Source organism: Streptomyces sp. NRRL S-118 (assembly GCF_000716335.1).
Classification (GTDB): Bacteria; Actinomycetota; Actinomycetes; order Streptomycetales; family Streptomycetaceae; genus Streptomyces.
In genome coordinates this window covers 13,911-32,077 of the sequence record NZ_JOBL01000160.1, presented here as the reverse complement: position 1 = coordinate 32,077, position 18,167 = coordinate 13,911, and the positions used below count along the sequence as shown (strand labels likewise).

General features: G+C 73.6%; 14 protein-coding genes. 2 read left to right on the top strand and 12 right to left on the bottom strand.

Translation table 11 applies throughout. The features are described from left to right. Positions 1 to 7: 7 nt before the first annotated feature. From IH00_RS0101750 to IH00_RS0101730, 5 genes are all read right to left on the bottom strand, one after another. Entirely contained in the window at positions 8 to 694 is a 687-nt protein-coding gene (locus IH00_RS0101750; protein ID WP_031068765.1) for a helix-turn-helix transcriptional regulator, read from the bottom strand. Between the two features lie 226 nt (positions 695 to 920). Further along, entirely contained in the window at positions 921 to 2,792 is a 1,872-nt protein-coding gene (locus IH00_RS0101745) for an outer membrane protein assembly factor BamB family protein (protein ID WP_031068763.1), read from the bottom strand. Continuing rightward, a complete protein-coding gene (locus IH00_RS36835; RefSeq protein WP_052411117.1) occupies positions 2,789 to 4,489 on the bottom strand; it encodes an outer membrane protein assembly factor BamB family protein in 1,701 nt (566 codons plus the stop codon). The genes IH00_RS0101745 and IH00_RS36835 overlap by 4 nt, the downstream gene beginning before the upstream one ends. Beyond that, entirely contained in the window at positions 4,486 to 6,336 is a 1,851-nt protein-coding gene (locus tag IH00_RS0101735; RefSeq protein ID WP_031068760.1) for an outer membrane protein assembly factor BamB family protein, read from the bottom strand. Before IH00_RS0101735 ends, IH00_RS36835 begins: the two co-directional genes overlap by 4 nt. Positions 6,337 to 6,587: 251 nt before the next feature. Next, complete coding sequence (locus IH00_RS0101730; protein ID WP_031068758.1) at positions 6,588 to 8,390, bottom strand: ABC-F family ATP-binding cassette domain-containing protein; 1,803 nt, start codon at positions 8,388 to 8,390, stop codon at positions 6,588 to 6,590. 99 nt (positions 8,391 to 8,489) lie between these two features. Here IH00_RS0101730 and IH00_RS0101725 point away from each other — a divergent pair, with 99 nt between their 5' ends. After that, on the top strand, positions 8,490 to 9,143 hold the full coding sequence (locus IH00_RS0101725) for a lipoprotein (RefSeq protein WP_031068756.1): 654 nt from the start codon (positions 8,490 to 8,492) through the stop codon (positions 9,141 to 9,143). Positions 9,144 to 9,151: 8 nt separating this feature from the next. Here the strand turns inward: IH00_RS0101725 and IH00_RS0101720 are convergent, their stop codons facing one another. The 7 genes from IH00_RS0101720 to rsmI form a co-directional block, all read right to left on the bottom strand. Next, positions 9,152 to 10,555 (bottom strand): acyltransferase family protein, encoded by a 1,404-nt coding sequence (locus tag IH00_RS0101720; protein ID WP_031068754.1) that lies wholly within the window; start codon positions 10,553 to 10,555, stop codon positions 9,152 to 9,154. Positions 10,556 to 10,603: 48 nt separating this feature from the next. Beyond that, a complete protein-coding gene (locus IH00_RS0101715; RefSeq protein ID WP_031068753.1) occupies positions 10,604 to 11,509 on the bottom strand; it encodes a 4-(cytidine 5'-diphospho)-2-C-methyl-D-erythritol kinase in 906 nt (301 codons plus the stop codon). Next, the gene (rsmA, locus tag IH00_RS0101710) at positions 11,506 to 12,369 is read right to left on the bottom strand and encodes a 16S rRNA (adenine(1518)-N(6)/adenine(1519)-N(6))-dimethyltransferase RsmA (protein WP_031068752.1); all 864 of its coding nucleotides are present in this window, start codon (positions 12,367 to 12,369) and stop codon (positions 11,506 to 11,508) included. Before rsmA ends, IH00_RS0101715 begins: the two co-directional genes overlap by 4 nt. Beyond that, the gene (locus tag IH00_RS36830; RefSeq protein WP_234334727.1) at positions 12,366 to 13,880 is read right to left on the bottom strand and encodes a resuscitation-promoting factor; all 1,515 of its coding nucleotides are present in this window, start codon (positions 13,878 to 13,880) and stop codon (positions 12,366 to 12,368) included. Before IH00_RS36830 ends, rsmA begins: the two co-directional genes overlap by 4 nt. Before the next feature lie 99 nt (positions 13,881 to 13,979). Further along, a complete protein-coding gene (locus IH00_RS0101700) occupies positions 13,980 to 14,849 on the bottom strand; it encodes a TatD family hydrolase (RefSeq protein WP_031068750.1) in 870 nt (289 codons plus the stop codon). Positions 14,850 to 14,879: 30 nt separating this feature from the next. After that, positions 14,880 to 15,320: a hypothetical protein gene (locus tag IH00_RS0101695; protein WP_031068749.1), complete on the bottom strand. Its 441-nt coding sequence runs from the start codon at positions 15,318 to 15,320 to the stop codon at positions 14,880 to 14,882. Between the two features lie 169 nt (positions 15,321 to 15,489). Beyond that, positions 15,490 to 16,365, bottom strand: coding sequence for a 16S rRNA (cytidine(1402)-2'-O)-methyltransferase (rsmI, locus tag IH00_RS0101690; RefSeq protein WP_078887500.1), 876 nt, complete (start codon positions 16,363 to 16,365; stop codon positions 15,490 to 15,492). Between the two features lie 52 nt (positions 16,366 to 16,417). Here rsmI and IH00_RS0101685 point away from each other — a divergent pair, with 52 nt between their 5' ends. Then, positions 16,418 to 18,166 (top strand): dolichyl-phosphate-mannose--protein mannosyltransferase, encoded by a 1,749-nt coding sequence (locus tag IH00_RS0101685; protein WP_031068746.1) that lies wholly within the window; start codon positions 16,418 to 16,420, stop codon positions 18,164 to 18,166. The last annotated feature ends 1 nt before the right edge of the window (position 18,167 follow it).

The following is an 18,167-nucleotide window of genomic DNA, read 5'->3' as shown; positions in this document are numbered from 1 at the left end:
GGCCGGTTCAGATCAGGCCCGGACCTTTGGAGGACGCGGCGCGGTCCAGCAGGCCGGTGCGGGCCGCGAGCGCCGCGGCCTCCAGACGGGAACCGACTCCGAGCTTCATCAGCACGCGCTGCACATGGGTGCGCGCGGTGCTCGGGGCGATGTGCATGCCCGCCGCGATCAGCCGGGTGTCCTCTCCCTCGGCGACCCGCACGAGCACCTCGACCTCGCGGGGGGTGAGCATCTGCAACAGCCGCTGGCCCTCGTCGTCGGGCTGCGCGGCCGGGTTCAGCAGCTCGGTGAAGGCACCCTGGAGCAGTTGCGGCGCCACCGCCGTCTCACCCGCCCTGGCCTTGAGCATCGCCCGCTCGACGCCCTCGATGCGCTCGTCGTGCCGGACGTACCCGGACGCGCCGGCCGCGAACGCCGCCGCGATGCCGCGCGGGTTCGGCACCGGCCCGAGCACCACGACCGCCACCTGCGGGCGGTCCTTCTTGATCCGTACGATCGGGTCGAAGGCGCCCGGCTCGGCCGGGGCCGCCGTGCCCAGCAGGCACACCTCGGGCGCCCGGCTCACCACCAGCTCAGCGGCACCGGCAGCGGGTGCGGCCGCCGCCAGGACCCGGTGCCCGCGCAGTTTCAGCGCCGAGGCCAGCGCCTCGGCGAGCAGTCGGTGGTCGTCGACCACCATGAGCCGCACGCCCATCCACCATCCCCCCATCCCCCGGGACCGGCCCCCCGCCGTCCCCGGCACTGTTGACCCGGCAAGCTACACGCTTGTTCGACATCGCGCGCCCCCTACTTGTCAGAAGCCCCCCGGAATGTCGAATTCTTCGTCAATCAGGGCTACTTGATGCTCTTTAGGCTGACGCCGACGGCCCGGCACATCGGTGACCGATGTGCCGGGCCGTCGGGCCGCGGTGCCGCGCGGGTCAGTTGGTGGTGTACCCGATCATGTAGAACTGGTCGTCGTCGACCCCGCTGTCGCTCGGCTCGGAGATCATCGTCTCCGAGATGAACAGCCGGCCGCCGCTGAAGAGCATCTCCGAGTGCCCCACCGAGAAGCTGGACTCGGCACGGCGCACCGACTCCTCGCCCGGGTTCTCCATCAGCACGGTCTGCTTCATGGTGGCGCCGTCGATGCTGACGATCTGGCCGCCCTTGTCGTAGGGCGGTTCCTTGTAGGCGAGGATGTTGCCGCCGTCCATGCGCAGCGGGAACATCGAGTAGCGGTCGCCCGCGTCCGACTTGTCACTGGTCGGCTTGCCGGTGGCGAGCTCGAAGGACACGATCTCGTTGGTCTGGCCGTACTCGCCGGAGCCCTCGTGGTCCTCGGTCGGCAGGTAGATCCGGCCGTTGCCGACGGCGACCTTGATGCAGGACTCGACCTCGGTCACGTCGCACTCCGCGGCGAACCGGTCGGCGTCCACCGCGATCTTCGCCTTCAGCTTGCCCGTCTTCTCGTCGATGGAGAAGAAGTCCGAGATGCCGGAGCCGTCACCGGCGCTGTCGCCGACGTCGGCCGCGACGACCAGCGGCTTGGTGGACACGACGCTCGCGTACTCGACACCGGTCGGCATCTTGAACTGCGAGAGCGGGGCGCCGGTGGCCGGGTCGAGGTTCTGGATGATCACGTACTGCTGGTCGTACGGGCCGCACTTGCGCGCCGCGACCAGGCCCGCACCGCCGCCGTAGCCCATGTCGTAGCACTGTTCGGCGTTGACCTGGGGCTTCCAGCGCTCCTTGCCGGTGGCCAGGTCCCACGCCGCGCCGCCGTCCGTGCCTCCCGCGGCGACCGTGCCGGCGCCGACGGTGACCTCGGTGAAGCGCGCCTTGTCGTCACCGCCCTGGCCACCCGTGACGGACTTGCTCCACAGCAGCTTGCCGGTGGACAGGTCGATGGCGCCGACCTCGCTGCAGGGCTGGAAGTTCTTCGGCGGCGTCGCCTTGGCGGGCTCGAACGCGATCGCGGTCCTGTTGCCCTCCGTGTGGCGCGACGCCGCGCAGACCTGGCCCGGCAGCGGGATGGTCCACAGCTCGGTGCCCTTGTCGAGGTCGTACGCGACGATCGAGTTGATGCCCGTCTTGACGTACGCCTTGTCGGTCACCCAGGAGCCGACCACGTTGGTGAGGTAGGTGACCTTGGGGTGGGGCTTCTGGAAGGCGACCTTCGAGGCCGTGTTGGCAGGTGCCTTCTCCTTGCCCGGGCCGTCCGCGGCCGTACCGCCGCCTCCGCCGCCGCCCTTGCCGCCACCGGTCGTGCCGGTGGTGCCCTTGGCGTCGGCGCCCTTGCCGCCGTCGTCACCCATCGCGAACCACACGCCACCGGCGATGATCAGCACCACGGCGACGGCCGCGGCGATGATGATCTGCATCTGGGTGGACAGCTTGCGGCCGCCGCCCTGCGGCGTGGCGGGCTGCTGCACCGGGGCGCCCGGGTACCCGTAGCCGTACGGCTGCTGACCGGGCACCTGGCCGGGGTAGGGGCCGGGCTGACCGGGTGCCTGGGGGAAGCCGTAGCCCTGCGGCTGGCCGGGCGGCGGGGTCTGCGGAGGCTGGGGCGCCTGCGGGTAGCCGTAGCCCTCCGGCTGGCCCGGCGGCGGGGTCTGCGGAGGCTGGGGCGCCTGCGGGTAGCCGTACGCCGGCGGCTGGCCCGGCGGCGGCGTCGGGCCACCGAAGCCCCCGGGCGGCGGTGGCGTCGGCGCGCCGAAACCGCCCTGCGGCGGGGGGTCCTGGGGCGCGCCGAAACCGCCCTGCGGCGGCGTCGGGGGCTGGTTCGGCGGTGGCGGCGGTGGCTGGCTCATGGTGTGGGTACCTCGGTGGTCTCATCCGCGGTGAAAGACATGATCGTCTCCCGCTTCTTCTCTTCTGCGTCACTGGAGCCGCCGATACCGCCGGCCACGATCGTGTAGCGGCCGTCGTCGTAGACGGCGCGGGGGCTTTCCATGCGGCGGTGCGGCTCCGCGCTGCCCGGCGGGAGCCGGAGCAGCGTCTTCAGCGTGGTCGCTCCCGGGGCCACGGAGGCGAGCATCCCGCCCTGGTCCTGGAGGGTCGGGTGCACCTCGACCAGCAGCTCGCCGCCGGCCGCCCGCAGCGGGAACACGGTCCGCCCGGCCGGAGCGGGGACGCGGCGCACGACCCGGCCGGTGTCGAGGCTGAACACGACGATCTGGTTGGTGCCCTTCAGCCCGGGCGTGGGCACCGTCGCCATGGAGAAGGTGGTGGCGTCCGCGGCGGTCCGGCACGTCTGCAGGTCGTTCGTCGCGCTGGAACGGTCGGCGCACCCCGGCGCGTACTGGTCCGGGCCGACGAGTGCCGCGCGCCGGGTGCCCTTGTCGGTGAGGGCGAGCACGCCCCGCTTGTTCTGCGCCCGGTTGTACAGCGAGACGACCAGCGGCTGGACCGAGTAGATGTGGTCGATGTGGTAGCCGCGCTTGACCTCGTGGGTCCACCGGGCCTTGCCGGTCTCGGGGTCGAGCTCCTGGACCTGCTCGTGCGGCTTGTCGACCGTTCCGTCCTCGCAGCTGACGGCGGCGATCAGCTTCGGACCGCCGGCGAAGGCGAACGGGTGGCAGGTGCCGGGGCCGCGCCCGAAGAGGCGGGTGCCGTCACCGAGCCGGTAGGCGGTGGAGTAGCCGGCCCGTCCGGCGGTGACCGTGTTGCCGGTGATCACCGTGGAGAGCTCGCTGAAGATGTCCCACTCGCCCTCCTTGGCGACCGCCTGCTGCCAGCCCTGCTTGCCCGTGCGAAGGTCGATCATCCGCAGGACGCGGCACTCGCCGGAGGAGCCGGTGCCGTCGCGGGTGACGACGACGATCCTGCCGTCGGCCGACGCCTGCGGGGTGGCGCGGCAGATGTCGCGGTCCAGCCGCAGGCTCCACTTCTGCCGCCCGTCCGTCACGGAGTACCCCGCGACGGTCCGGTACAGGGCGGTGGCGACCGTGTCGCCCACGACCCACGGGCCGAACTGGTCGGCGCCCAGGCCCGGGACGTCGATGTCGTTCTTCCGCGTCCAGTCGAGCCTGGCGTCCCCGGGGGCGCGGCCGGCGTTGATGCGCTCGGCGGCGGCGGTGTCGGGGCCGGTGGACCCGGCCGTGCCCGAGGGCGCCGAGGGGCTCGCGCTCCGCCCGCCGGCCGGGGCGCCGTTCCCGGCGCCGCCGGCGCGGCTGCCGCCGCCCTCGTCCTCGCCGCCCAGCGCGTACCAGGACACGCCGCCGGCGACGAGCAGCACGGCGACGAGCGCGGCGAGCACGACCGTGGCCCGCCGCCTGCCGGGGCCGGTCACGGGGCCCGGGCCGGTCATGGGGCCGGAGCCCTCCGCGGGGCCGGGGCCGTACCCCGGGCCGCCGTCCTGCACGGGACCGGGGCCCTGCACAGGACCGGGGCCCTGCGCCGGGTCGCCGGGCGGCGGGGACGGCTGCGGCCGGCGCAGGCGGTCCCCGCCGTACGGGTTGAGCGAGCCGTACGGGCCCTGTTCGGGGTGCGGCGGAGGGGTCGTCACTTGCCGAAGGCCATCATCGTCTTCGTCTGCTTCTCCTGCTCGTCGTCGGTCGCGCTGACCCGGCCGCTGACGATGAAGAACCGGCCGTCGGCGTACGCGTACTGCGGCGAGTAGAAGTCGCTCTCGATCTTGGCCGTGGACGCCGGGTGCTGCAGCAGCACCTTGGGGCTGCCGCCCGTCGGCGCGAGCGTGGCGACCGCGCCGCCCCGGTCCCAGGAGCCCTCCATGTAGAGCAGGACGTTGCCGCCCTCCATGCGCAGCGGGGTCATGGTCCGCTGCGGGCCCGCCGCGGCACGCCACTTGGGCTTGCCGGTGTCGAGGTTGAACGCGACCACGTCATTGGTGCCGTTGGTCAGCGCGGTGGGGGCGGTCGCCATGTAGAAGGTGGTCGCGTCGGCGGCGACGCCGACGCAGCCCTCCAGGTTCTGGCCGAAGATGATGAAGCTGCCGCCGCAGTTGGGCTGGAACTTGTCCTTGCCGCCGTCGAACGTGGAGCGCAGCTTGCCCGTGTCCGTCAGCGCGAACACGCTCCACTTCTTCTCCTTGCGCTGGGTCGCGGAGACGACGAGCGGGTCGACGGAGTAGACCTTGTCGACCTCCCAGTTGGGGGCGAGCTTGTACGACCACTTGGGCTTGCCGGTCGTCGGGTCGACCTCGCTGATCTGGTGCTGCTGCTTCTCGTAGTCACCAGTGGGGCAGCTGGCGGCGGCGATGAGCTTGGGGCCGCCGGCGAAGGCGTACGGCTGGCAGCCGCTGGAGGGCTTGCCGAAGAGCTGCTTGCCGTCGGTGAGGGAGTAGCCGTAGGAGTTGTTGGTACCGGCGGCGGTGACCGTGTTCCCGCTGATGGCGAGCGTGATGTCGGACAGGGAGCTGAATCCGGTGCCCTTGGTGACGGTCTGCTTCCAGCCGGCCTTGCCGGTCTTGAGGTCGATCTGCTGGAGCTGGAGGCAGTCGGCCTTGTCGCCGGCGCCGTCCTTGACGCCGATGACGATCGTCCCGTTGGTGGCCGCTGCGACGGGGGCGGCGCACACCTCCGTGGTGAACGGCACCTCCCACTTCTTCTTGCCGTCGGCCACGGAGTAGCCGGTGACGCTCTTGTACATCGCCTTGACGATGGTGTCGCCGACGACCCACGGGCCGTGCACGTCCGAGCCGTTGCGCGGCAGGTCGACGTCGTTGGTGACGAGCCACTCGACCTTGGCCTCGCCCGGCTGGCGCCCGGCGTTGAGGTCGTCCTGGGCGTCGCGGCCCCCGCCGCTGCCGCCGTCCTGGTCCACGTCACCGGAACCGGTGGGGGCGGGCGCGGCGCTGGAGCCCTTGGCGTCCGGCTTGGCGGGGTCGCTGCCGTCGCCGCTCAGGGCGAACCAGGTGCCGCCGCCGATGACGAGGAGGGCGGCGACCGCGGCGCCGATGATGACGGCGGGCTTGCCCTTGAAGGGGTTGCGGCCGCCGTTGCCGGCACCCGGTACGGGCGCGCCGGGGTACTGCGGCTGACCCGGGTAGCCGCCGTAGGGGCCCGGCTGCTGCTGCCCGTACGGGCCGGGCTGCTGGCCGTACGGTCCCGGCTGCTGGGCGTACGGGCCGGGCTGCTGCGGGTAGCCGTAACCGGGCTGGCCGGGGGGCTGTTGCTGCGGGTGGCCGTAACCGGGCTGCGGTGCGGCGGGCGGCGGCGTCTGAGGTGCCGTGGGCGGCATGGGCGGCATCTGCGGCTGCGCGGGCGGCTGTCCGGGCTGGCCGGCCGGCGGTGCCGGCGGCTGGGCCGGCGGCTGCGGGAAGCCCTGCTGCGGGTCCTGCGGAGACCCGAAGCCGCCCCCCTGCGGCGGTTGCTGACTGGGCGGCTGAGTCATCAGCGTCGCCTCCCCCTGTTTTGTGCGGTCCGGTGACCGACCGGCCTCCCCCGCGATTCCGGCGCGCAGGGCCCGCCGGAATGGAGCGAATCGGACATGGATTCCGCAGTGGTACGTGAGTCGAGCGGGGTTTCTTTCTACCACCCGGGTCCGACACGAAAGGGGCCGGTCCACCCCTGTTCCCAAGGGAGGACCGGCCTGTGATGCCCTCGTTACCCGCTCTCCACGCCTTCCCCACGTACGGGGAGCGGCTAGGCGTCTTCGGCGAGTTCCAGCCAGCGCATCTCCAAGTCCTCGCGCTGCGTCGCGAGTTCCCGGAGTTCGGCGTCCAGTTTCGCCACCTTCTCGAAATCGGTGGCGTTCTCGGCGATCCGGCTGTGCAGGCTGCTCTCCTTCTCGGAGAGCTTGTCCAGCTGCCGCTCGATCTTCTGCAGCTCCTTCTTCGCGGCGCGCGCGTCCCCCGCGGACTTCTCCTTCACGGGCGCGGGCGCCGCCGGGGCGGCGGCGGCCGACGCCTCGATCATCCGCTGGCGCCGTTCCAGATACTCGTCGATGCCGCGCGGCAGCATGCGCAGCGTGGCGTCGCCGAGGAGGGCGAGCGTCCGGTCCGTCGTCCGCTCGATGAAGAACCGGTCGTGGGAGATGACGACCATCGAACCCGGCCAGCCGTCGAGGAGGTCCTCCAGCTGCGTCAGCGTCTCGATGTCGAGGTCGTTGGTCGGCTCGTCGAGGAAGAGGACGTTCGGCTCGTCCATCAGCAGCCGCAGCAGCTGGAGCCGGCGGCGCTCACCGCCGGAGAGGTCGCCGACGGGCGTCCACTGCTTCTCCTTGCCGAAGCCGAACTGCTCGCACAGCTGACCCGCCGTCATCTCCCGGCCCTTTCCGAGGTCGACGCGGTCGCGCACCTGCTGCACGGCCTCGAGCACGCGCAGCGCCGGCGGAAGCTCGGCCACGTCCTGGGAGAGGTACGCCAGGCGCACGGTCTTGCCGACGGCGATCCGCCCGGCGGCGGGCTGCTTCTCGCCCTGGGTGACCGCGGCCTCGGCGAGGGCGCGCAGCAGGGAGGTCTTGCCGGCACCGTTGACGCCGACCAGGCCGATGCGGTCGCCGGGGCCGAGCTGCCAGGTGAGGTGCTTGAGGAGCACCTTGGGGCCGGCGGTGACGGTGACGTCCTCCAGGTCGAAGACCGTCCTGCCGAGGCGGGCGTTGGCGAACCGCATCAGCTCGCTGGTGTCGCGCGGCGGCGGCACGTCGGCGATGAGCTCGTTGGCGGCCTCGATGCGGTAGCGGGGCTTGGAGGTGCGGGCCGGGGCGCCGCGCCGCAGCCAGGCGAGCTCCTTGCGCATCAGGTTCTGCCGCTTGACCTCCTCGGTGGCGGCGATGCGCTCGCGCTCGGCGCGCGCGAAGACGTAGTCGGAGTAGCCGCCCTCGTACTCGTGCACGGTGCCGCGCTGCACGTCCCACATCCGGGTGCAGACCTGGTCGAGGAACCAGCGGTCGTGGGTGACGCAGACGAGGGCGGAGCGCCGGTTCTGCAGGTGCTTCGCCAGCCAGGCGATGCCTTCCACGTCGAGGTGGTTCGTCGGCTCGTCGAGGACGATCAGGTCCTGCTCGGCGATGAGGAGCTTGGCGAGGGCGATGCGCCGCCGCTCGCCGCCGGACAGGGGTCCGATGACGGTGTCGAGCCCCTGCGGGAAGCCGGGCAGGTCCAGCCCGCCGAACAGTCCGGTGAGCACGTCCCGGATCTTGGCGTTCCCGGCCCACTCGTGGTCCGCGAGGTCGCCGATGACCTCGTGCCGGACGGTGGCGGCGGGGTCGAGCGAGTCGTGCTGCGTGAGCACCCCGAGCCGGAGGCCGCCGCTGTGCGTGACGCGCCCGGTGTCGGCCTCCTCCAGCTTGGCGATCATCCGGATGAGGGTGGTCTTGCCGTCCCCGTTGCGCCCGACGACACCGATCCGGTCCCCCTCGGAGACGCCGAGCGACACCCCGTCGAGCAGGGCACGGGTGCCGTACACCTTGCTGACTGCCTCGACATTGACGAGGTTGACTGCCATTTCACTCCTGTACGGGGGGACGGGCCGACCTACCAGGGTAGTCGCCGCGAGGGGTGCGGTAGCGTGCGCCGGTCGATCGAGCGCAGGGGTGGGATCTTGATGGGACGGTACGGGGTGCGGGGCGTGGTGCCGGTGGTGGCCGCGGGCCTGTTGCTGGCGGGGTGTTCGGCGGGCTCCGACGCGCCCGGCAAGGCGGCGCCCGGGACGCCGTCGGCGGCGGCGTCGCCGTCCGCTTCCGCCTCCTCCGGGACGGCCGCCAAGGGCGAGCGGCTCGGGGCCGCGGGGTCGCCGTGCCCGATGCCCGTGACGTTCGACGCCGCGCGGCAGTGGACGGCGAAGAAGGTGACCACCGCCGAGGACCCGGATTTCGCCGAGCTCGCCCAGCAGGGCCCGGTCACGCTCGTCTGCGAGGTCGACGCCAAGCCGGCGGGGCACATCGGCTTCCTCCGCGTGTGGACCGGGGCCAGGAAGGCGGGGACCGCGCGCGAGGCCCTGGAGGCGTTCGTGTCCGCCGAGGAGAACGCCTACAAGGCGCGGTACCACGACACGAAGGCGGGCGCCCTGGCGGCCACGGAGGTCACGTACATGGTGGTGAGCGAACTCGACGGCGAGCAGAAGGACGAGCGCGCCTTCGCCGTGACGACACCGGCCGGCCCGGTGGTCGTGCACCTGGGCGGGCTGGACTCCGCGGAGCACCGGGCGATGCTCCCGGCGTACGAGCTGGCCAGGGCGAGCCTCGCCCTGGCCGGCTGACCGGCGCCTTACCCGCGGCCGGCCCGTTCCACCAGCAGCCAGCCTCCCAGCGCCATGGCGATGGCCGCCGGGGCGGTGACGTCCACCGCGATCAGGACCGCCGAGCGGCCCTCCAGCAGGCCGCCGAAGCCGGTCATCGACAGGCCGAGGACCCCGAGCAGGCACAGCGTGATGCCGAGCGCGGCCGACGGGGAGGACCCGGTCGCCGGGCCGGGGCGGCGGGGGGCGGGTGAGGCGGAGGGGCGCGGCGGTGCCGCGAGGGGCGACGCGTGGTCCGGGCGCGACCGGCCGTCGGCACCGGCGGCGGGCGCCCCGGCGCCGGACCGGGCCCCGGATGCCGCGGCGGGAATCTCGAAGCGGCGGAACGCGGCGACCAGCAGGGCCGTCAGGGCGGCGGCCGCCGTGAGCCGCAGCGGCACCTGCGCCCACCACGCGGCGGACGCGGGGGCCGGCAGCGGGACGTCCAGGGCGAGCATCGCGCCGTACACGCCGAGCATCGCCGTCAGGTGCCACAGGAACGCCGTCATGGCGATGCCGTTCGCGGCGACGACCGCGCGCCAGACCGCGGGGCGGCGTGCCAGCCGGCTGCCGGGTCCGCGCAGCAGCTCCACCGCGCCGATCAGCCACAGGGCGTGGCAGAGCAGCGCCAGCGTGGGCGGGGACATGTTGGAGACCTTCTCGCCCGGCATGCCGACCATGGACAGCGGGTACGGGCCGAGGGCGACGAGGGCCGCCGCGCCCGCCAGGCCGGTCACGGCCAGGGCGGAGGGCCTGCGGATGCGGTCGTCCGCGCGCAGGAAGCCCAGTTGGTGCACGGCCAGCCAGACGAAGGCGAAGTTCAGGAACTCCACGTACGGCACCCCGGCGGCGAACCGCAGGGCGTCCACGCCGGCCGCCGCCGCGACGAGGGCGCAGAACGCGCCCCACCCGTACCGCTCGTGCAGCTTCAGCAGCGGCGGGGTGAGCGCCACCATCGCCAGGTAGATGCCGATGAACCACAGCGGCTGGGCGACCAGGCGCAGCGCCACCCCGGTCGGGCCGGTGTCTGCGCCGGCGAGCTGGACGGTGAGGGCGGCGGCCGTCCACACCGCGATGAACACCATGGTGGGGCGCAGCAGGCGCTGGAGGCGGGTGCGCAGGAACACGGCGTAGACGGGGCGGGACCGGTACGACAGCGCGTGGGCGAAGCCGCCCACGAAGAAGAACACCGGCATGATCTGGAGCACCCAGGTGAGGGGCTGCAGCGCCGGTACGACGGCGAGCAGGTTGCCGACTGCGCCGTCGGCGCCCACCGCCGCCATCAGCCAGTGGCCGAGCACCACGGTCCCGAGGGAGGCGACCCTCAGCAGGTCGACGTACCGGTCCCGGGTGTCCGGGGTGCGGGCGGCGAGGGCGGATGCGGTCAGTGCCATGCCGGTACGGTCCCGTGCGGGGCCGTACCGGCGTCAGGGCGTTCGTACTCAGGTGCGGATCTGAGTAGCTCCGGGCGCCGGGGAGGTCGCCGTGCGGGCGGTCCGGCAGGTGCCCGAGGCCAGCAGGGCGTCGGCGACGACGGCGGCCGCCTCGGCGTCCTTCACCAGGAACGCGGTGGTCGGGCCCGAGCCGGAGACCAGGCCCGCCAGGGCGCCCGCCGCGGTGCCGGCCGCGAGGGTGGCGGCGAGGGAGGGGCGCAGGGAGAGCGCGGCGGGCTGGAGGTCGTTGGTGAGGGCGCCCGCGAGCGCGGTGGTGTCGCCGGTGCGCAGGGCGTCGAGCAGGACGGGCGAGGCGGTCGGGGCGGGGACGTCCGTGCCGGCGGTGAGCCGGTCGAACTCGCCGTACACCGCGGGGGTGGACAGGCCGCCGTCGGCCACGGCGAAGACCCAGTGGAAGGTGCCGCCGACCTCCAGCGGCTCCAGCCGCTCGCCGCGTCCGGTGCCGAGCGCGGCGCCGCCGATGAGGGAGAACGGCACGTCGCTGCCGAGTCCGGCGCAGATGTCGAGGAGTTCCTCGCGGGAGGCGCCGGTGCCCCACAGGGCGTCGCAGGCGAGCAGCGCGCCCGCGCCGTCGGCGCTGCCGCCGGCCATGCCGCCGGCGACGGGGATGTCCTTGGCGATGTGGAGGTGGACGCCGGGGGTGATGCCCCGGCGGGCGGCGAGGGCGAGGGCCGCGCGGGCGGCGAGGTTGGTGGTGTCCAGCGGGACCTGGGCGGCGTCGGGGCCGGAGCAGGTGATGCGCAGCTCGTCGGCGGGGGTGGCGGTCACCTCGTCGTACAGGGACACGGCGAGGAAGACGTTGGCGAGGTCGTGGAAGCCGTCGGGGCGCGCGGCGCCGACCGCGAGCTGGACGTTGACCTTCGCCGGTACTCGTACGGTGATGCTGTGGGTCACGCTGACCTGGCCTCCGCGATGCGTGCGAACTCTTCCACGGTGAGGGACTCGCCGCGCGCCTGCGGGGAGATCCCGGCGGCGACCAGTGCGGCTTCGGCGGCTGCGGCCGACCCGGCCCAGCCGGCGAGCGCGGCCCGCAGGGTCTTGCGGCGCTGCGCGAAGGCGGCGTCGACGACCGCGAAGACCTCTTCCCTGGTGGCGGTGGTCCTCAGCGGCTCGGTGCGGCGGACCAGGGACACCAGGCCGGAGTCGACGTTGGGCGCGGGCCAGAAGACGTTGCGGCCGATGGCACCGGCGCGCTTGACCTCCGCGTACCAGTTGGCCTTGACCGACGGCACGCCGTAGACCTTGTTGCCGGGGCGGGCGGCGAGCCGGTCGGCGACCTCCGCCTGGACCATGACCAGGGTCCGCTCGATGGTCGGGAAGCGTTCGAGCATGTGCAGCAGGACGGGCACGGCCACGTTGTACGGCAGGTTCGCGACGAGCGCGGTCGGCGGCGGGCCGGGCAGGTCCCGGACGTGCATCGCGTCGGAGTGGACGAGCGAGAAGCGGTCCTTCTTCCGCGGCATGCGGGCGGCGATCGTCGCGGGCAGGGCGGCGGCGAGCACGTCGTCGATCTCGACGGCGACGACCCGGTCGGCCGCCTCCAGCAGCGCCAGGGTCAGCGAGCCGAGGCCGGGGCCGACCTCGACGACGACGTCCTCGGGACGCACCTCCGCCGTGCGGACGATCCGGCGGACCGTGTTGGCGTCGATGACGAAGTTCTGGCCGCGCTGCTTGGTGGGGCGTACGCCCAGCGCGGCGGCCAGTTCGCGGATGTCGGCGGGGCCGAGGAGGGCGTCGGGCTCAGTGGTGCTCACCGATACAGCCTACGGCCGCAGTGCGGCCACGGGCTCGACCCCCGTTGCACGTAGAGCTTCTTCGCCCGGTATGTCTGCTCCTGGGCGGGGGCGTCCTGGGGGACGCCGCGTCCGCCGAGGGCCTGCCAGGTGCCGGGGTCGAACTGGTAGAGGCCGCCGTAGGTGCCGGACGCGTCGACGGCGTCGGGGCGGCCGCCCGACTCGCACCGGGCGAGGGCGTCCCAGTCGAGGTCGTCGGCGCCGGCGACGGAGGCGGGCAGGGGTTTGGTGCCGACCTTCACCAGCTGGGTGACGGGGTCCCGCACGACCTCCTCGGCGATCTTCCGGGGTGTCTGGCGCACGCCGTTGACCGTGCGCAGGGCGTAGGTGACGCGCCGGGCTCCGCTGCGGCCCTGGCGTTCGACGACCTCGGTGCCGGTGAAGAGGCCGGGGTCGCGGACCCGTTCCACGGCGTACGGGATGAGCTCCTCGCGCACCTCGCGGGTTGCGGTGATCCGCAGGACGGTGATCGTCTGGCCGTCGCGGGGAAAGCTGCCCGGCGGCACGGAGGTGGTGTCCTGGCCGCTGAGGACGATCCCGGCCTGTTCGACGGCCTCGCGGACGGTGGCGGCGTTGGTGCGGATGGTGCGCTCGCGGCCGTCGGCCATGAAGGTCACCGTGCGTTCGGTGCGGACGTCGAGGGTGAGGCCCGTGCGCGGGATCGGCGCGGCGCGGGGTACGGACAGGTAGGCGCCTTCGGCGCGCACGCCGAACCCCCGCAGCGCCTCCTCCACGGTGCGGGCGGTCGTCCACACGCGGCGGCGCTGCCCGTCGTCGAGAGCGAGGGCGAGGGGGCGGCCGTAACGGACGACGACCTCGTCACCGCTGGCGAGCGCCTGCCGCGGGCCCGGGGTGACGAGGTCGTGCCCGCCGACGGCGAGGCCCTCGTCGGCGAGGAGTTCGGCGACGTCGTCGGCGAAGGTGTGCAGGGTGCGCGGTGCGCCGTCGACGCTGAGCCGGACGGCTTTGTCGCTGGCGACGAAGGCGCTGGTGCCGCCGGCGAGGAACGCCACGACGAGCGCCTGCGGCACGAGACGCCGCAGGCCGTCCCCGCCGGGCCCGAAGGCCCTCCGCCGGGCGGCCCGCCGTGCCTGCGCCCGGCCGCCGGCGGGGCCCGCCGGGGGCAGCTCGACGGTCGGCGCGGCGGGCGCCGCGAGGCCGGCCGGATCGCGCGGCGGGCCCGCGAAGGCCGCGCCCGGTCCCGAGGGGAGGTACTCCCCCGCCGGCCAGGCGGCCGTGGTCCCGGCGGACCCGCCGGCGACGAGGGTCGCGAGCCCCGGGTCCTGCACCCATCCGCCGCCGGGCAGGAGGGCCGCCGGCAGGGTGGCGGCGTCCGGGTCGGCCAGGGCCGTCCCCAGCGGCAGGGCCTCGTACGGGTACGCCTCCCGGCCGTGGCCGCCGTCCGCGGGGCCTTGCGGCGCGGGGGCCGGAGCGGCGACGGGGGCTCGGTGACGGGCCGGGGTGTTGTCCACGAGGCCGGGACCATAGCGGAGCGTCCGTCACTCTCCAAAGCGGCTCGACCACGGAGCGTCGTACCGTTACCCTGCGACCCGGCTCGCCGCCGTGACCGGTCAGTAATCGAAGGCGCGGGCCGTGTTGACGCCGATCGCCGTCGACATGGCCTCCTCGTCGATGCCCCGCACCGCCGCCATCGCGCGGACCGTGACGGGAACGAGATACGGGGCGTTGGGCCGTCCGCGGTACGGCGCGGGGGTCAGGAAGGGGGCGTCCGTCTCGACGAGGACGAGGTCCAGCGGGGCGACGGCGAGCGCGTCGCGCAGCGGCTGGGCGTTCTTGAAGGTGACGTTCCCGGCGAACGACATGAAGTAGCCGGCCTCGGCGCAGACGCGGGCCATGTCGGCGTCGCCGGAGTAGCAGTGGAAGACGGTCCGCTCGGGGGCGCCCTCCTCGGCGAGGATGCGCAGGACGTCGGCGTGGGCCTCGCGGTCGTGGATGACGAGGGCCTTGCCGTGCCGCTTGGCGATCTCGATGTGGGCGCGGAAGGACCGCTCCTGGGCGGCCATGCCCTCGGGGCCGGTGCGGAAGTGATCGAGGCCGGTCTCGCCGACGGCCTTGACCTCGGGCAGGGCGGCGAGCCGGTCGATCTCGGCGAGCGCGTCGTCGAGCGCCGCGTCGCCCCCGGCCTCACGGGCGCCCTGCCGGGACCAGCCGTCGGCGTCCCCCAGCACGATCCGCGGCGCTTCGTTGGGGTGGAGGGCGACCGCCGCCCAGACGGAGTCGTACGCGGCGGCCGTCTCGGCGGCCCAGCGGGAGCCCTTGAGGTCGCAGCCCACCTGCACGACGGTCTCGACGCCGACGGCGGCGGCCTTGGTGAGGGCCTCCTCGACGGTGCCGGACTGCATGTCCAGGTGGGTGTGCGAATCGGCGACCGGCACCCCGAGGGGCTCGGGCAGCGGCGGCGGGGCGTCCTTGGAACTCATGCCCCGATCGTACGAGGGGGCGGGGGCGGGTCAGGTGCGGTGCCAGTGGCGGAGCAGGTCCCGGAAGTGCCAGTGGTGCGGTTCGCCTTCCGCCGGCCCGGCCGCGTCACGCTCGCTCTTCGGCTCCTCCGCCTTCTGGCCGACGGGTCCGGCCGTGGCGACCGGCTCGGCTTCCGCCTTCTTCGGCGCCTTGGGCGCCTTCTCGTGCGCCCGGGCCATCAGGTCCAGGACCGACGACACCCGGCCGGGGCGCATGATGCGGACCCGGTGCGATTCGCAGTTGGGGCAGGTGGGGTCGGAGAGCGGCGAGGGGACCCGATGCCCGTCGGCCTTGTAGACCACGAACTCGTGCTGCCGCGCGTCCGTGTGGTGCTCTATGTCGTACGCCTGCTCCCAGCCGTATCCGCACTGCATACAGGCGAAGGAGTACGCCTCGTGGGCCGCTGGAGGAGTGCTCGTGGTCTCGCTCATGCCAGCTCCTTTCCACTGCTGCCAGTGGACGCCTTCACGGGCGGGAGCGCATCGGGCATGCCCGGGAATTGGGCCGGTCTTGACGCGTCTCATGCCGAAAGGCCTGCTGCGCGGTCTGGGCTTTGCCTTTCACGATAGTCCTTTACCGGCCACAGGGCTTCCGCGTGGTTCAGCCTTCCGCGTTCTTTGCCGCCACCACCGCATCGAACACCTCGCGCTTGGGAAGGCCGGCCTCGGCGGCGACCGCCGCGATGGCCTCCTTGCGCCGCTCCCCCGCCTCCTCGCGCACCCGCACCCTGCGCACCAGTTCGTCGGCGCCGAGTCCGGCCGGGCCCGTGTCGGCCGCGCCCTCGACGACGACCGTGATCTCGCCGCGCACGCCGTCGGCGGCCCACGCCGCCAGATCGCCGAGGCCGCCGCGCTTGACCTCCTCGTACGTCTTGGTCAGCTCCCGGCAGACCGCGGCGCGCCGGTCCGGGCCGAACACCTCGGCCATCGCGGCCAGGGTGTCGTCCAGCCGGTGCGGTGCCTCGAAGTAGACGAGGGTGCGCCGCTCGTCCGCCACCTCGCGGAGCCTGCCGAGCCGCTCGCCCGCCTTGCGCGGCAGGAAGCCCTCGAAGCAGAACCGGTCCACGGGCAGCCCGGACAGTGCCAGTGCCGTCAGCACGGCGGACGGGCCGGGTACCGCGGTGACCCTGATGTCGCGTTCCACCGCGGCGGCGACCAGCCGGTAGCCGGGGTCGGAGACGGACGGCATGCCGGCGTCGGTCACCAGCAGGACGCGCGCGCCACCCGCGAGCGCCTCGACCAGCTCGGGCGTCCGGGCGGACTCGTTGCCCTCGAAGTACGACACGACCCGCCCGCGGGTGTGCACGCCGAGCGCCTGCGTCAGCCGGCGCAGCCGCCGGGTGTCCTCGGCGGCGATGATGTCGGCGTTCTCCAGTTCGCCGGCCAGCCGCGGCGGGGCGTCCGCCACGTCGCCGATCGGGGTCCCCGCGAGGACGAGTGTTCCGGTTGCCGTTCCCGTTCCTGTCACAGGTGTCATCCTCGCAGCCCGGACGAGCGACGCGCACAGGCGCGTTCCCTACGATGGCGCGGTGACCAGTACTGCTCATGAGGCCCTGCACGCGCAGGACGCCGGGAACACCGGGGGCGACGCCCGCCCGCCGTCCTGGCAGCGGCGCCTGCGCCGCTTCGGCTACGCCCCGCGGCCGGTGACCGGCCTGCGGGAGCGGCTGGTGCCCCCGTACACGCGCCCGTCGGGCCGGATGTGGACCGTCCTCGGTGTGCCTCCCACGGCGGTGGACCGGCTGGTGCGCCTGACGGCGTGGGGCGGCCCGCTGCTGGTGGCGCTCGTCGCGGGGGTGATGCGGTTCTGGAACCTGGGCCGGCCGCACGCGGTGATATTCGACGAGACGTACTACGCGAAGGACGCCTGGGCGCTGATCAACCAGGGGTACGAGGGCGCCTGGCCGAAGGACGTCGACAAGGCGATCCTGGAGAACCCCGGCGCGGTGCCGGTGCCGGTGGACCCGGGCTACGTGGTGCATCCACCGGTCGGCAAGTGGGTCATCGGCCTGGGCGAGTGGCTGTTCGGGTTCGAGCCGTTCGGCTGGCGGTTCATGGTGGCGGTGCTCGGCACGCTGTCGGTGCTGCTGCTGTGCCGCATCGGGCGGCGGCTGCTGCGGTCGACGTTCCTGGGCTGCCTGGCGGGCGCGCTGCTCGCGGTGGACGGGCTGCACTTCGTGATGAGCCGCACGGCGCTGCTCGACCTGGTGGTCATGTTCTTCCTGCTGGGGGCGTTCGGCTGCCTGGTGGTGGACCGGGACCGGGCGCGGGCGCGGCTGGCGGCGGCCCTGCCGGTGGACGCGGACGGGGTGCTGCGGCCGGACGCGGCGGTCGCGGAGACGCTGCGCCTGGGGTGGCGGCCGTGGCGGCTGGGGGCCGGGGTACTGCTGGGCCTGGCGTGCGCCACGAAGTGGAACGGCCTGTACTTCCTGGCGGCGTTCGGGCTGATGGCGGTGGTGTGGGACGTGGGGGCGCGTCGTACGGCCGGTGCCTTCCGTCCCTGGGCGGCCGTGGCGCGGCGCGACCTGGTGCCCGCGTTCGTCTCGACGGTGCCGGTGGCGATCGCCACGTACATCGCCTCCTGGTCCGGGTGGATCCTCACGGGCAAGGGCTACTTCCGGAACTGGGCCACCACGGACGGCAAGGACAGTGCGTGGTCGTGGCTGTTCCCCGACTGGTGGCGGAGCCTGTGGCACTACGAGAGCGAGGTGTACACCTTCCACGTCGGGCTGACGTCGGGTCACGCCTACCAGTCGAACCCGTGGAGCTGGCTGGTGCTGGGGCGGCCGGTCTCGTACTTCTACGAGGACCCGGCCGCGGGCCGGGAGGGCTGTCCGGCGGACGCCACGGAGAAGTGCGCGCGCGAGGTGCTGGCGATCGGTACGCCGCTGCTGTGGTGGGCGGCGTGCTTCGCGGTCCTGTACGTGCTGTGGCGCTGGTTCTTCCGGCGCGACTGGCGCGCGGGGGCGATCGTGTGCGGGATCGCGGCGGGCTGGCTGCCGTGGCTGCACTACGAGCACCGCACCATCTTCCTGTTCTACGCCGTGGTGTTCGTGCCGTTCCTGTGCCTGGCGGTGGCGATGACGGCCGGGGCGGTGCTCGGGCCGCCGGGGCCGCACGGGTCGGCGGAGCGGCGGCGCACGGTGGGGGCCGTGGGCGTGGGTGTGCTGGTGCTGCTGATCATCTGGAACTTCATCTGGTTCTGGCCGCTGTACACGGGCCAGTCCATCCCGATGGACGACTGGCGCGACCGGATGTGGCTGGACACCTGGGTCTGAG